The 15,090-nt window shown below is 51.6% G+C and carries 10 protein-coding genes; 7 read left to right on the top strand and 3 right to left on the bottom strand.

Annotated features, from left to right (window positions below):
- Nucleotides 1-181: 181 nt before the first annotated feature.
- The gene (locus EOE67_RS13960; RefSeq protein WP_127699946.1) at nt 182-1,951 is read left to right on the top strand and encodes a GGDEF domain-containing protein; all 1,770 of its coding nucleotides are present in this window, start codon (nt 182-184) and stop codon (nt 1,949-1,951) included.
- Nucleotides 1,952-1,953: 2 nt separating this feature from the next.
- Here EOE67_RS13960 and EOE67_RS13955 read toward each other — a convergent pair whose 3' ends face one another.
- Nucleotides 1,954-2,973, bottom strand: a complete 1,020-nt coding sequence (locus EOE67_RS13955; RefSeq protein ID WP_240652821.1) for a helix-turn-helix domain-containing protein — start codon at nt 2,971-2,973, stop codon at nt 1,954-1,956.
- The gene (locus EOE67_RS13950) at nt 2,970-3,884 is read right to left on the bottom strand and encodes a GGDEF domain-containing protein (protein WP_127699945.1); all 915 of its coding nucleotides are present in this window, start codon (nt 3,882-3,884) and stop codon (nt 2,970-2,972) included. The genes EOE67_RS13955 and EOE67_RS13950 overlap by 4 nt, the downstream gene beginning before the upstream one ends.
- 244 nt (nt 3,885-4,128) lie before the next feature.
- Between EOE67_RS13950 and EOE67_RS13945 the strand changes: the two genes are divergently transcribed.
- The 4 genes from EOE67_RS13945 to EOE67_RS13930 all read left to right on the top strand — a co-directional run bounded on the left by EOE67_RS13945 (nt 4,129) and on the right by EOE67_RS13930 (nt 11,585).
- Nucleotides 4,129-6,921 carry a TonB-dependent receptor gene (locus tag EOE67_RS13945; protein WP_127699944.1) on the top strand — a complete coding sequence of 931 codons (2,793 nt, stop codon included), beginning with the start codon at nt 4,129-4,131 and terminating at the stop codon, nt 6,919-6,921.
- Nucleotides 6,922-6,930: 9 nt separating this feature from the next.
- Nucleotides 6,931-8,409 (top strand): purple acid phosphatase family protein, encoded by a 1,479-nt coding sequence (locus EOE67_RS13940; RefSeq protein ID WP_127699943.1) that lies wholly within the window; start codon nt 6,931-6,933, stop codon nt 8,407-8,409.
- A gap of 53 nt (nt 8,410-8,462) precedes the next feature.
- A complete protein-coding gene (locus tag EOE67_RS13935; RefSeq protein ID WP_240652820.1) occupies nt 8,463-10,448 on the top strand; it encodes a phytase in 1,986 nt (661 codons plus the stop codon).
- A 411-nt stretch (nt 10,449-10,859) separates the two neighbouring features.
- Nucleotides 10,860-11,585, top strand: a complete 726-nt coding sequence (locus EOE67_RS13930) for a Crp/Fnr family transcriptional regulator (RefSeq protein ID WP_127699942.1) — start codon at nt 10,860-10,862, stop codon at nt 11,583-11,585.
- A gap of 129 nt (nt 11,586-11,714) precedes the next feature.
- Here the strand turns inward: EOE67_RS13930 and EOE67_RS13925 are convergent, their stop codons facing one another.
- A complete protein-coding gene (locus EOE67_RS13925; RefSeq protein WP_127699941.1) occupies nt 11,715-12,530 on the bottom strand; it encodes a class I SAM-dependent methyltransferase in 816 nt (271 codons plus the stop codon).
- Nucleotides 12,531-12,809: 279 nt separating this feature from the next.
- Between EOE67_RS13925 and EOE67_RS13920 the strand changes: the two genes are divergently transcribed.
- Both EOE67_RS13920 and EOE67_RS13915 read left to right on the top strand, forming a co-directional pair.
- Nucleotides 12,810-14,150, top strand: coding sequence for an amino acid deaminase (locus EOE67_RS13920; protein ID WP_206099603.1), 1,341 nt, complete (start codon nt 12,810-12,812; stop codon nt 14,148-14,150).
- Nucleotides 14,151-14,236: 86 nt separating this feature from the next.
- Nucleotides 14,237-15,088: a MurR/RpiR family transcriptional regulator gene (locus EOE67_RS13915; protein WP_127699940.1), complete on the top strand. Its 852-nt coding sequence runs from the start codon at nt 14,237-14,239 to the stop codon at nt 15,086-15,088.
- Nucleotides 15,089-15,090 lie beyond the last annotated feature (2 nt).

Below are 15,090 nucleotides of genomic sequence, written 5' to 3'. Positions count from 1 at the left end.
TAAAGCATCGCAAGTTATTGTTTCAGCTTGATGATCCGATAGATCCTTGCTGTTGTTTTCAACCTGAATTCAACGCCGAACATCAGCCGCCTGCCTGATTATCATAAAAGTGTCATACCAGAATGTTACATAGCTAAGCTCGTGGTACTGCCAGCCCAGCTGGTAATGAAAAGGGTTAATCATGCCGTTAAATGAGCATCTGGCCGAGCTGCAGCATATTTTGGATCAGCAGTTGCTGACACCGTTGTTTCAGCCGATTTTATCTTTAACCAGCGGCGAGTTGGTAGGCTATGAAGCCTTGATCCGCGGGCCGTCCGATAGCCCTTTGCATTCGCCGTTATTATTATTTAAAAGTGCCATGACCTTTGGATTGCTGGAACGGCTGGAAATGCTCTGTCGTAAAATCAGCATCAGCGCTTTTGCTGCGGCGAAAGTTGAAGGTTTGTTGTTTTTAAACGTCAATCCACTGTTATTACTCACTTCCGATCACCCAACCGGCCTCACTAAACAGCTTATTCAGCAATCCGGGCTGGATCCATCCCGGGTGGTGATTGAATTATCTGAACAATATCAGGTCGATGACGCCAATTTATTACTGACTGCGGTTTGTCACTACCGTGAATTAGGTTTTTTAATTGCGATTGATGATTTAGGCAGTGGCTTTTCCGGACTTAAGCTCTGGTCGGAACTGAAACCCGAGATCGTCAAAATTGACCGCTATTTTATCGACGAAGTGCACCGCGACCCGACCAAAAAAGCTTTTGTCAAAAACATCATTGCGCTGGCCAAGGCGACCGGATCTAAAGTGGTGGCTGAAGGCATTGAAACCAGCGAAGAGTTGTTATTATGCCGCGAACTCGGTGCTGATTTGGGCCAGGGCTATTTGCTTGGCCGTCCTGCCGCCGGTTTTTTAAAACATCCACAACATCATCTGTTACTGAGTCAGGCCAGTAGCAACGTCAGTTATGCCGACTCGATTTTACCTTTGGTGATGGATCAAATGGCCATCTCTGCCCAAACGCCAAGCAGTCAGGTATTTGAAATATTTCAAAAACGACCTGAACTGCATTGTCTGGCGGTGCTGGAAGGTGAAAAACCGGTTGGCCTGATTAGCAAAGTGGCATTGTACGAGAAATTCTCGCAGCCTTATGGCCGCTCGTTATTTGAGAAAAAACCAGTGCGCGATGGCATGGATAACAATCCGATTATTGTCGATGAACAGGCTTCTTTAGATGAAGTCAGCCAATTGGTGTCAGCGTCAGCCGATGATGACCAAAGTTGGTTTTTTATCGTCACCCGCGATGGTAATTATTTGGGCGTCAGTTCCATCCGGCAGTTATTAAAACGGGTCAGCGACAACAAAGTGCAGCTGGCACGGTACGCCAATCCGCTGACCATGCTGCCTGGCAACGTGCCGATTTACCGCCATATTGATCAGCTACTACAAAGCAGCCAGTCATTTTCGGTGGCATATCTGGATCTCAATCACTTTAAGCCTTACAACGACTTTTATGGCTATAGCAAAGGCGATTTGGTGATCCAGTTGCTGGCGGATGTGATCCAGCAGGAAGTGAACAGCCATTGTGATTTTGTCGGCCATATTGGCGGTGATGATTTTATTATTGTGTTTCCGGAGGACGAAGATAATCCCGGCGCAACCGCTTGTTGCAGCCGCATCGTCAGCCAGTTTCAGCAGCGGATTATGTTTTATTACGAACCCGAACATCTTGCAGCGAAAGGGTTTGCCGCCAATGATCGCAGCGGTGGCACGCATTTTTATCCGCTACTCAGTTTAGCGGTAGGGCTGGTGTCGCCGGACCCACAGCAATGCCGCAGTCATCATGACGTCTCTGCGCTGGTCACTGCGGCAAAACAACAAGCAAAGAAAATTGCCGAAGGCGGCATTTTTGTCTCGCGTCGGCGGCAGCCGCTGTTAGTGGTACAAAGCTGAATTTATACTTTGAACAAACTCGGAATTAGCCCAGTCCAGCGTTTAAAGGCGCGGCGAAAATTGTGCTCGTCGGAATAGCCTAAACGCTCGGCCAGTTGTTTGTTGGACAGTTCATGTTGCGTCAGCAGCGACACCGCCAACTGGTTCCGCACTTCGTCTAACAGCTGGCTGTAACTGGTGTGATGCTGCGCCAGTAAACGTTTTAACGCGCTTGGGGTCAGCGCCATCGCTGCGGCCAATTGCTCTGGTGATAATAGCTGCGGTAGCGCTCGTCTTAAAACACGACCGGCAAACTCCAATACACCAGGTCGTTTTGGCAATAATCGTTGTTGCTGGCGGCAAATGCGCCTGGCGTTTTGAAAAGCTGCGACGTCACAGCCAGAAAAAGGCTGGCGCCACAATGAATTGGCGATTTCAATGCCATCACAAGCTTGCTGATACCGTACTTCGGTCTGCCAGAAGGTATGTTCTGCAGCGGCGGTTTTGGTGGCTAGTTCACGTAAGTAAATCACCGTACCCGCTGTGCTACCAAGCTGATGCCGGATCAGCTGCAGCAACAATGACAACCAAATTTCGGCAATAAATCGCTGCTGTGCACCAAGCCCGATGCCCGGCCTTAATTCGATGCGGGTGCTGTAGGCGCCGCTTTGCAGTTGCACATATAAATAAGGCGCCAGTTGCTGGCGAAAATACAGCAACTGCGCCAAAGCCTGGCGTAAATCGCGGGCGCTGTTGACGAGCTGACATAACGCCAGATAAGGGTTTTGCAATAAAGCGCTGGCGGTCAGAAAAGGTAATTCCGGACTGGGCAATTGCTGACAATTCGCCACCAGTTTCAGCCAAGCGGCCGCGTCAATCCGGTATTGCGGTTTGTGGCAATCCGCTTCAAATAACCGGGTGCCGCTGAGTAACTGGCTGCTGCTCGCGCCGCGCCTTTTCGCCATGTCCAGCAAATCCGGCACCTGGTGCCGCATCAGCAGCACCTTGTCCTGATAGCTAAAAAATAGCGTTTCCGGGTTCACACTGTCACAACCTGCAAAGCTGCAGTCGTGGCTTTGGCTCTGGCCAATTCTTTGCTGGCCAGCTGCAGCGCAGCTTCGGCATTTTGGATCAGTTGGTGATGTTTGATGCTGAATTCCAGCACCACGCCGGTCAGCTCGATGCTGTGCTCGGGCAACCATTGTTGCAGCTGTTGTTGCAGATGACGATTCAGTACTTGCGCAGTGGCGGCTTCGGTTTGTGGCAACAACGCGACAAAACAGTCGCCGGCGTAACGACAAATTAAATCGCGTTGACGCAGCTGATGAGTGAGGAGTTCACTGAACTGGGTCAGGAAGTGATCACCAGCGGCAATGCCAAATCGGCGGTTATAGTCAGAAAAGCCGCTGATATCGAGCATCAATAACGACAACGGTTGTTGCTGTTGCCGGTGTAGTTCCAATTCGCGATCCAGCACCGCCTGCAGATACAACGGACCATAAAGTTGGGTCAGCGGATCCAGCAGTTGGTGATCCCGTAAAAACAGCTCCCGCACCTGCAACTGCCGGTTGATGGCTAACTGCTCGCGATGCCAGCCAAGCAAACCAAAGGTCAGCAGCACCATGCCCAGTGGCGCCGGAAAAGATTCCAGCCAGCTCATCAGCCGGATGCTGTCGGGATAGCTCAGCACTTCGTCCAGCAGATCCAGGCTATAAGAAAACACCAGTAAAAAACTACCGGCAAACAACCAGTTGGTCACAGGCCCACGTGGTCTGCTGCAGACAATCAGGCACAACCAGCTGGCAGCAACCAGCAAAGTGGTGATTTCGCCCAGGCTATCCCACCAATCGACCCGGCCATCGGCTTTCAGGTCGCCGATCTGAAAAGCTAACAAAATTGCCAGCAGCAACAGCAGCAGACTGCCGCAAAGTTTATCCAGATGTTGACGCCACATGCGGTTCGTCCTTGGAAATCAAAACAAAACTTCATCTTCAGCGATCCGGATGACGTCCGCGTGACTGTTGCATGACCAAATTATGACCAAAACACCAGCGGCTGCGCTGCAAAGACCCGGGTCAATCGGGCGCATATTGCTTTATTAGTGACGGCTGTTTTGTCATACAGATTTTTGACAATAGCCGCAGTCACTTAAAAACAGTCACTTAATAACAGTCACTTAATGATTCCGGCAGGATGTTATGAAATATTCCAACTCTTTGAATAAATCCAAATTTAAACTGGCAGCAACCAGCATCGCCTGTACATTGGCATTAGGTCTGGCCACCCCGGCACTGGCGGATGCACCGGTCAGCGGTCGGGTAGTTGATAACCGCCAACAACTGCTGGCGGGCGCTGAAGTCAGTATTGTGGAACTGCAGCTCAAGCGCACCACCGCGGCTGATGGCCGGTTTCTGTTCCCTAAATTACCAAGCGGAAATTACACCCTGCGGGTCGATTATTTGGGCGCAGCTATTAGCACGCTGAAAGTTCAGGTTGCCGATGCGCCATTGCTGCTGGCAGATATTAAGCTCTCGTCAAAATCAGCTGCAAACTCAGCAACCAGCAGTCAGCTGGAACATATCGAAGTCACCGGCCAGTCCGGCGCCATGAGTAAAGCGCTGAACCGGCAACGCAACGCCGGTGGCATTGTCACTGTCGCCAGCACCGACGAGCTGGGGCAGTTTCCGGACAGCAACGTTAGCGAAGCTTTGCAACGCCTCGCCGGTTTATCGGTAGAGCGGGATCAGGGCGAAGGCCGTTTTGTGCGGGTGCGTGGCCTGGCACCGGATTACAACGCCGTGACGTACAATGGCACCCAGCTGGCGGCACCGGAAGCCGGGCGTCGCGCCGTGGCGCTGGATGTGATCCCATCCGATTTACTGGAATCGGTGGAAGTGAATAAAACGCTGTCGCCGGATATGCCGGCTGGATCGCTTGGCGGCACCGTGGAAATTAAAAGTTTGTCGGCCTTTGATCGCAGCAGCGACTTTTATTCGCTGACCGCTGAAAACGGCTATAACGAGCTGGTCAGCGCCCATAGCCCCAAAGTTTCCGGTGTGTACAGCACTATTCTGGACGCTGGTGGTGAAACCGATGCGTTCGGCATTGCGCTGGCCGGCAGTTACGCCAAACGTAAATTTGGCTCTGACAACGTTGAAACCGGCGGTAGCTGGGATTTTGACGAAGGTCTGGAAGAATTTGAACTGCGCGATTATCAAATCAGCCGTGAACGGATAGGTCTGGCGCTGAATCTGGATTATCGCCCGGGCAACAATAGCGAATATTACCTGCGCAGTTTATACAGCCGTTTTACCGATGCCGAACAGCGCCAAGGCTTGATTGTGGAACTCGCCGATCCGCTGCAGGCCGGTCAAACCGGTGAAGCAACGCTGATCCGTTCCTTAAAACAACGGGATGAAGCGCAAAGTATCAGCGCACTGGTGCTCGGCACCAAACAGCTGGTTGGCAACTGGGAATGGCTATTAGAAGCAGGTACCAGCAAAGCCGATGAAGATACGCCTTTTAATATTGCCGCCGCCAATTTTGAGCAGGATTTTGATGAAGGCGTGGGCTTTACTGGCCAACAACAAATTAAGTTAACGACGCCAACGGACGCTTATCTGGCCGAAGGCTATGAGCTGGATGAAGTGGAAATGGGCGACACTTTCACTAAAGAAACCGAACGTAATGCGAAGTTTGATTTAAGCCGCGAAATTATTCAGCCGAACGGTGCTTTGCAGTTAAAAACCGGTTTTAAACTCAGTCAGCGCGAAAAAACCGCCGACGAACAAGTCTGGGCTTTTGGCGACTTGGATGAAGAAGGCGTCAGCAAGCTTGGGCTGAGCGATTACGCTACTGGCACTGTCGACTACGGTTTGGGGCCAATGGGACAGGCGATTGATCCAGCGAAAATTTATGCGCTGGTCAATTCCTTGGATCGCAACGATTTTGTCGACGAGGTTGAGTCGCAAATTAATAACTATCAGGTGGATGAAGATTTATCCGCCGCTTATCTGATGGCGCAGTGGGAACGCGAGCAGTGGCAGTTGATCGGCGGTGTGCGTTACGAGCACGAACAACGCGATGCTCGTGGTGTGCGCTACGATGCTACCACTGAAGTTTTTAGTCAGAACCAGCTGAAAACCAGTGAAGGTTATTGGCTGCCGGCGCTGATTGGCCGTTACAACCTATCCGAGCAAAGCATTGTGCGGGCTGCCGTGAGTACCGGTTTGGTTCGGCCGAACTTTCAGCAACTGGCACCGGCTTATTTGCTGGAAGAAGATGATGGCGATTTAGAAGCCAGTTTTGGTAATCCGGCATTAAAAGCGCTGCGCTCTACCAACTATGACTTAGGGTTTGAGCATTATGCGGATGAGCTCGGCGTGTTGTCCGGCATGTTGTTTTACAAACAAATCAGCAATTTTATCTACGAAGCCGACCTTGCCGGTCAGCCGGGCTATGAAGAATTCGCCAAAGCTGAGACCTTTATCAATGGCGCAGATGCCAGCTTATATGGTCTGGAACTCAATGCTGTGCATCAGGTGGCGGGTTATGGTAACTGGCTGGATCAGCTGTTAATTTCCGCCAACCTGACCATCACCGGTTCAGATGCTGAGCTGGATTGGTTGGATGACGGTGACTGGCAACAACGTAACACCAGTTTGCCGAGTCAGTCAGACCGAACAGCCAACCTGGCGCTGGGTTATGAAAGTGATTTACTGAGCTTACGCCTTGCGGCTAACTATAAATCAGCTTATCTGGCGGAAGTCGGCGATCTCACCGACAGCGCTTATGACGTTTACGCTGATGATCACTTGCAGCTTGATTTCAGCAGCAAATACAAAATTAACAGTGGCATCCAGCTGTACTTTAATGTGGTCAATCTGAACGACGAGCCATACTACGCCTACACTGGCCGTCAGGCTTATAACTTCCAGTATGAAACCTACGGCCGCACCTTTGTGCTGGGCCTGCAGATCACCAACTGGTAAGGGGCGGTGATGCGAACATTTATGGGCTTGAAAACACCGATATTGCTGCTGAGTTTGGTGAGTCTGGTAGGTCTGGCGAGTGCAGCGAGTGTAGAGAGTGTAGAACGCGGCGCAGCAATGGCGGCAAAGGAAGCTGATCCGCAGGGCAATACGCTGGTGCCGGCAGGTGTTAGCCGCTATCAAGCAACGGTATTTCCGGATCGGATTATTCTGATCCCCACCGCAACACCGGCGTTATCGCAAACCGTGAACTGGCGGACTCGGCTGTCGCCGTCGCCGCTGGTCGCCGAAATTGCGCCAGCCGCTGATGGCCCGGCTTTGCATCTTGCGGCAAAACGCGTTAGCGCCCAGAGCCGGCAAATTCAGACTGACAATGGTCCAAGCGCGCACCATCAGCTGACTTTTCCTGATCTGCAGCCAGATACGCTTTATGCCTATCGGGTGCAGGGGCTCGGCACCTGGAGTGAATGGCTGCAGTTTCGCACCGCCAAGGCGGAATTCGCACCTTTTCGCGCCATTTATTTTGGTGATGCGCAAAACTCGTTGAAGTCACATTTTTCCCGTGTGGCCCGCGCTGCTTTGCTCAAAGCACCTGATGCGCAACTGATGATCCATGCCGGTGATTTGGTCAACTCGCGTTACGGTGTGCTCGATAACGAGTGGGGCGAATGGTTTGATGCGGCGGGCTGGCAAGCAGGGATGGTGAATCAGTTGATTGTGGCCGGTAACCATGAATATCTGAAGCTCAATGAAGACACGCCGCAGGAACGCCGGGTGCTCTCGCCGCAGTTTAGCGCCCAGTTTGGGGTGGTGCAAAATGGCCCGCAGCCGCTACGTGACACCGTGTACTTTACCGATTACCAAGGCGTGCGTTTTATTGCGCTCAACTCGACCGAAGCTTTGGAAAACGAAGCGATGGCGAAACTGCAGGCAGAGTGGCTGGAGCAAGTGCTTTCGAAAAATCCGCAGCGCTGGACTGTGGTCAGTTACCACCATCCGATGTTTTCGGTGTCGCAAGGCCGCGATAATCCGCGACTACGGCAATATTGGCAGCCGTTATTCGAAAAATACGGTGTCGATTTAGCGCTGCAAGGGCACGACCATGTATATGGCCGGAATTTTGCCAGCGGCGTCAGTCAGGCGCATGCCGGCACTGTTTATTTGGTGTCGGTGGCGGGGCCAAAAATGTATCTGGTGGCCGATCCGGCGCGTCGTGCCATGCAAAAAGTGGCAGAAGATACGCAGTTGTTTCAGTTGCTGGATTTTGACCACGATGTGCTGCGATATCAGTCGCTGACCGTCAGCGGCAAACTGTATGACAGTTTTGAACTGCAGCGCCAGCCCGATGGCAGCAAACGCCTGCTGGAAACTGCGCCAAGCAAACTGTTACCGCAGCGACGTTGTGGTAATCCGGACAGGACGACGCTTGCCAATAAAAAATGTTGGGAAGGCGATGATTTTGGTTTGGCGTCAAAGGCCAACCGCTGATGTGGTTAGCGGCTGAAAATCAGCCCGTTCATTACGAATTTGGAATAAAAGAAATGAAAAAACTCATGTTCACTGCCGCCATCACCAGTCTGTTATTGGGTTGTGGTACGCAGCATTCTTCGGCCATCAGCGCCGCTGTGGTGCAGGCTGATACCGCGAAAGAAACAACTAAAAATACCGCGGCGATTGTACCGGTACAAACTTTGTTGCGAACTTCTGCCCATCATTATTTGTCGGCTGAAGTGGCCGGACAAAGCTTGCAATTTGTGTTGGATCAGCAAGGTCTGAAAGTGCTGGCAGCTGCTGGCGCAACCAATCAACAACCACTGGCGAGCGCTTCCGGTAACTTTGTCCGACTCACCAGTCAGCTCCTTGCTGATGGCAGTTTGCTGCTGGCGGCGATGGAAGCGGATACGCAAAGCCTGCATCTGTGGCTCTGGCACAACGGCCAACTGCAGCCGCAGTTGCAACAGGTGATTAATAGCCGGGTGGTGGAAGATTTGTGTTTCTACCAAAGTGCGGTAAATCAGCAATTGTCGTTGTTTTTACTTGGTGGCCGTGGTGGCGCTGATCAGCTGTTATTACAACAAGCGGGCAAGTGGCGGCCATCACCTGTGGTGATCCGCGAATTAGCCGTGCCTTATGACAGCAAAGCCTGTGCTGTAGATGCCAATTCCGCTGCTTTGTATGTCAGTGAACCCAATGCCATCTGGCGTTATCAGGCCGAACCCGAAGCTGATGAAGGCCGCGAATTAGTGCAGGTTAAACAGCCGTTTGGGGATATTCAATCTGAGATAGTTGCACTTTCGGTATTGCCGGATAGCAGCGTATTGGCGCTGGAAGAACAGCCGGCGCGGTTGTTGCGGATAGTTGCAGACAGCAAGCAGGCCACCACCAATACATCCGTGCAAAGCTGGTCGCTTGGTGACGATGCTGTGGCGGCGATGTCCGTTGTGACTGGTGTTGCAGCAGCGCAGGTTTTTGTCACGACCGAAGATGCGGTGCCAGTGCAGCAGTGGACATTGCCTGCTGTGATGGCAATTCCAGCAGCAATCAAACCAGCCAAGCCTGTGAAACAAGTCCAACCCACTGCCGAAAGTCATGCCGCTTCACAGCGCGGCGATGTCATTGACGACCCGGCGATTTGGCACCATCCCACCCAACCGCAACTTAGCCGTATCCTCGCCACCGACAAAAGAAATGGCCTGGAAGTATATGACATGGCCGGCAAACGGCTGCAACAGCTGGCGGTTGGGCGGTTGAATAATGTCGACTTGCGCTATGGCTTGCACTTTCAAGGCAAACCACACGATGTCGCTGTGGCAAGCCTTCGCAATAACAATAGCTTGCAGCTGTTTGCGATTGCGGATGACGGCAGCGTTAAAGTCGCCGGGCAAATTCCGACAGCGATGCAGGAGATTTATGGGCTATGCATGTTTCAGCCAACCGCAGCGCAAATTTATGTATTTGTGAACGATAAATCCGGGCTGGTGGAGCAATATCAGCTGCACAGCGACGGCCAAAGCTGGAGCGGGAAAAAAGTGCGCAGCCTGCAAGTCAAAGGTCAGCCGGAAGGTTGTGTCGCCGATGACCAGCGCCAACAGCTTTATGTCGGAGAAGAAGATACCGGTATCTGGCGCTTTGACGCTGCCACCGATGCGGCTGTGATCGGCGAGCAAATTATTCTGGTTGATGGCGTGGAGCTAGTCGATGACGTGGAAGGTTTAGCTTTTGCGCCAGGAAAAACGCCGTATTTACTGGCGTCCAGTCAGGGTGACGACAGTTACGTGCTCTATCAGGGCGTGGCGCCGTACCGGCAACTACTGAAGTTTCGCGTCACCACCAATCCACAGCTTGGTATTGACGGCAGCTCCGAAACCGATGGTCTGGATTTAACGGTGCGAACCTTAGGCCCGGGTTTTGAACATGGGGCGCTGATCGTGCAGGACGGTCGAAACCGGATGCCGGAGCAAGGTCAGAATCTGAAATATGTGCCCTGGCAGGTAGTGCTGGATTTATTACCAAGCAACACAAAGTAGTTTAATCGTCATATAAGTTTGGGGGCTGCGGACATTGGCTGCCCCTAATACCTCAACACATCCCGTTGTTTTCCCTACAATTTTCACGCAGCAATAACCAACTATTTCGAATGCCCTCGTCCATAAAACGAGAACAGCTGTTCAGTGGTTGTTAATCGGCAGGGGCCTATAGCTACTGAACATAAATTCCATGGCAAAGCATCCGCTTTGTTCTGGTCTGTAGCTTAAACCTTAGGACACTGGCTACAGGTGACGAATAAAACTCAGGAATGACAAAGACTTACATCTGTAATCCACAGATGAATGTCATTTGAACTTAATCCTGTGTTCGATGCCCCCGTACTTCAAAGCAGGAATCATTGATCCTGCAGCTGATCGGTATTGAGCGCAAACGTCGATATGGAGTTTAAGATGCCTCACTCAACGACCCTACAGCAAAATCAAATGCTAGCTATCTTGCCGACTGATGTGCAGGAACGATTGTGTCCCCATATGGATTTAATTGAATTACCGCTTGGCAAAGTCTTGTATGAATCCGGTGATACCCAACGTTATGTCTACTTTCCAACCGACGCTATCGTGTCATTATTGCAAGTGATGGAAAATGGCGCTTGCACTGAAATCTCGGTGGTCGGGAGCGAAGGATTGGTTGGCGTGCCACTGATTATGGGCGGCGGCAGCACCACCAATCGAGCCTTAGTGCAAAGTTCTGGTCACGCCTATCGTTTGTTGGGGCAGCGGTTAAAAGATGAATTTAATCGTCACGGCGCTTTACTGCAAACCGTGCTGCGGTACACCCAAACCTTAATCACCCAAATGTCACAAACTGCGGTGTGCAATCGCTATCACACCATAGATCAACAACTTTGTCGGTTGTTGTTAGTATCCCTGGACCGGGTAGACGGCAATGAGTTGGTGATGACGCATGAACTGATTGCCAATATGCTGGGCGTGCGTCGGGAAGGTGTGACCGCAGCTGCGGGCCGTTTACAGCGGATGGGTGTGCTGGAATACCGCCGCGGCCATATTCAGGTGCACGACCGTACTGAGCTGGAGCATTTAAGTTGTGAATGTTATGCCATAGTACGGAACGAATCCGTACGATTGCTGCCTTGGTTCAACAAATTAAACAGTTAATTCGGGCTCTGGTACAGCAGGGCAGTATCAGCCACTTCTTAAGGCATGGATCAGTTCAAACTGGGCCATGGTGCCACTGCCACTCCTATGCTTTTTGCGGGCTTTTTACTGAAGGGGCGAAATAGACCGCTACATGCGCGGTTTTCGGAATTTCAACATCATTTGGGTGGCTTCACCCATGGCCCGGTACTTGGCTTTATCTTTTTCATCACCGGCTAAAGTCGGCGGTAACGACCAAATCCCTGATGGATGATCGGCCGTATCTTTTGGATTGATTAGCAGATCATTGCTGGCTTCAAATGTAAAACCCGCGTCTTTCGCCAGTTTTAACCATAACTGTTGTGGCACGTAACCGGTTTTTTTCCAATCACTTGCCAGCATGTGATCAGGCAAGCGCGGGGCGACGACGCCTAATACACCACCCGGTTTCAGTGCCTGATAAAAGTTGGCCAAGGCGTGTTTTAAGGAAGTTTCGCCATCAAACATATATAACTGGTTGCGGATCGATAACACCACATCAGCACTGCCCGCTGGCGCGATTGCGAAACCTGCCAGCGGCGCAAATTCAGTCACAGTGACATTTTTGTAGATCGGGTGCGACGCCAGTTTTGTCTGGTAGTCAGTGCGGCCTTTTTGCATATAGTCGGCCGGCAGCAAGGTGAATTTATCGGAGAAATGTGCGGCGTACAGTTTGCCTTTGTCCGCCAATAACGGAGCCAAAATTTCGGTATACCAACCCGAGCCCGGCCACACTTCAACCACGGTACTTTGCGGCGTCACTTCAAAAAAACTGAGTGTTTGTAAAGGTTTGCGTGCATCATCTCGTACTTTATTCTCTGCCGTTCGAACTTCATGTAGCAAAGCTTGGTTGATATCGGCAGTGGCAGTAAAACTGGCGTGGCTTGCCAGCAGCAATAGACTAACGTGGAAGAATTGAGTGAGCATGGACAGATCCTTTTGTCGATTATTTGTACTCTAAAAGTGTTTAAAAGGTAACACTGTGAAAAAGAGGGGTACCGGAGTACCCCCAAAACTACATCGCACTTGATAACATCATCGACCACCAGCAAAAAGCGACCGGTGGGTCTTCAGGAACGGCTTGCAACTGATTAAAGTCGCCTGTTACTAAGTAACTTTAATTAATTTGCTTGCCTGTTATCTTTTAACACGATATTTTAGTGAAGTTCAATGATTATTTTTCAGACACCCCGATGCTGGTTTCGGATGGCGGAGAACTCTCACAAGATGCGGATCACCAAAGGCCTGGCTGGGCAGAATGAGTTGCTATTGCCTCCCTCGTCAGCTATTGCAGCAATGCCAAATAACAGCACTGGCGAATTTACCAGTGCCGCACGCAGTTTACTGCAGGGCGAACTGACGTTGCCAATAGCGGTATTGGATCAGCAGAAATTAACCAACAATATCCGCTGGATGCAGCAGTTTGCCGACCTTTCCGGGGTGCAGCTGGCGCCGCATGGCAAAACCGGCATGTTGCCTGCGCTATTTTTACAACAAATCGCCGCTGGAGCCTGGGGCATGACGCTGGCGACCGTGCCACAGGCGCTGGTGGCTGCTGCGCATGGTGTAAAGCGAATTTTACTCGCGAATCAACTGGTTGGCCGTGCTGAAATGCAGCAGGTTGCCACGATGCAGCAACAGGGCATCGAATTTTATTGTCTGCTCGATTCACCGGAAAACCTGACGCAGCTCGACAACTTTTTCAGCAGCCAAGGTTTAACTTTAAAGGTGTTACTGGAAATAGGTGTTGCTGGCGGGCGTAGTGGCGTGCGTAGTTTCGATGCCGCGCTGGAGCTGGCGCAGCAGGTAAAACACAGCAAAGCGCTGCTGCTGGCTGGGGTGGAGTTTTACGAAGGGGTGATTAAAGCGCCGGATCAAAGCGCCGCAATCCGTCAGTTTATACAAAGTTGCATTGGTTTTAGCCTTGAATTGCAGCAACAACAGTTATTCGCCACACCACAAATTTTACTTAGTGGTGCTGGTTCAGCGTTTTATGACCTCGTCAGCGAAGCGTTTCAAGCAGCGGCATTGCCCGACAATTTTATGAAGCTTATTCGCCCCGGCTGTTATCTGTTTTTTGATCTGGGTATTTATCAGCAAGCGCAGCAGGACCTGTTAAAGCGCAGTGCTTTGGCTTGTCAGGTGAACGGGGAGCTGCACAATGCGCTGGAAGTTTGGGCTTATGTGTTGTCCCGGCCAGAACCACAGCTGGCGATTATTGGCTTCGGTAAACGCGATATGGCGTTTGACGCTGGGTTGCCCAAGGTCAGCCAGCACTTTCGGCCAGATGCTGAGCCTGCAAAAAATCAGTCCGCACGCATTCAGCCAACACAACGCCAGCCCAAAGCGGCCGATGCCCGAATGCACATTAGTAAAATCATGGATCAGCATGCGCTGTTACAGCTTCCGCCCGACTGCGATCTAGCGGTCGGCGATATGCTGAGTTTTGCCGGTTCGCACCCTTGTCTGACCCTCGATAAGTGGCGGTATGTCGCGGTGCTGGATGAGGATTATCAGGTCCGGCGTTGGTATGAAACGTTTTTTTAGAAAAATTTCGGGTGTAACCCAGGTCGCTGCTGTTGCGTTGTTTTAGCAAAGTGCGCGCAGCGGCCAAAGCTTAAAGGAAACCTCAGGTGGATATAGTTTCGCGAATTCATGAATGTCTGGCCCATTTGCGGCCATCCGAGCAAAAAGTAGCGCGGTTGATTTTAAGTGATCTGAACTACGCCGCCAGCGCCAGTATTGGCGAGCTGGCCGACAAGGCAGAAGTCAGTCATGCCAGTATTACCCGCTTAGCGCGGGCGCTGCAGTGCAGCAATGTACGGGATCTGAAGCTGAAACTGGCGCAGTCGGTAGCGGTGGGTGAGCGGTTTATCAGCGACTCAACGGTCGAGAAAAAAGATATTCCGGCGATTTATGCCGCCATTAATGAAATTTTGCAGCTCAATACCGGCCTCATCAGCCAGGAGATGATCGACCAAGCCAGCGACTTGATGATCCAGGCGCCGAAAGTGCTGATTTATGGCGTCGGCGGTGGCAGCTCGATTATGGCGCAGGAATGTCATCACCGGTTGTTCCGGCTTTGTGTGCAAAGCAATGCCTATTCTGACCCACTGCTGATGCGGATGACTGCGGCCAGCGTCGACAAAGGTGATGTGGTGTTGTGTTTGTCGCTCAGCGGTTACAGCCCGGAAGTGGAAGCTGCAGTGCAAATTGCCAAAGACTATGGCAGCAAAGTGATTGCGATTTGCCCGGACAGCCGCTTGTCGAAATTGGCCGATATTCATCTGCCGATCCTGACCCAGGAATCGGATTTTATCTATAAACCCAGCGCGTCCCGATATGTGATGCTGGCGGCCATCGACATTCTGGTCAGCCAGATTGCCGTGCTGAATCAGCGTAAATCACGGGAAAAACTACGCCGGATCAAACACGAACTGGATGAACACCGGCACGGCCCGGAACGTCTGCCGTTGGGGGATTAGGC

Origin of the sequence: Rheinheimera riviphila, from assembly GCF_004005945.1 — a bacterium.
Taxonomy (GTDB): Bacteria; Pseudomonadota; Gammaproteobacteria; order Enterobacterales; family Alteromonadaceae; genus Pararheinheimera; species Pararheinheimera riviphila.
Note: the sequence above shows the minus strand (reverse complement) of the source record. Positions and strands in the feature narration are given on the sequence as shown.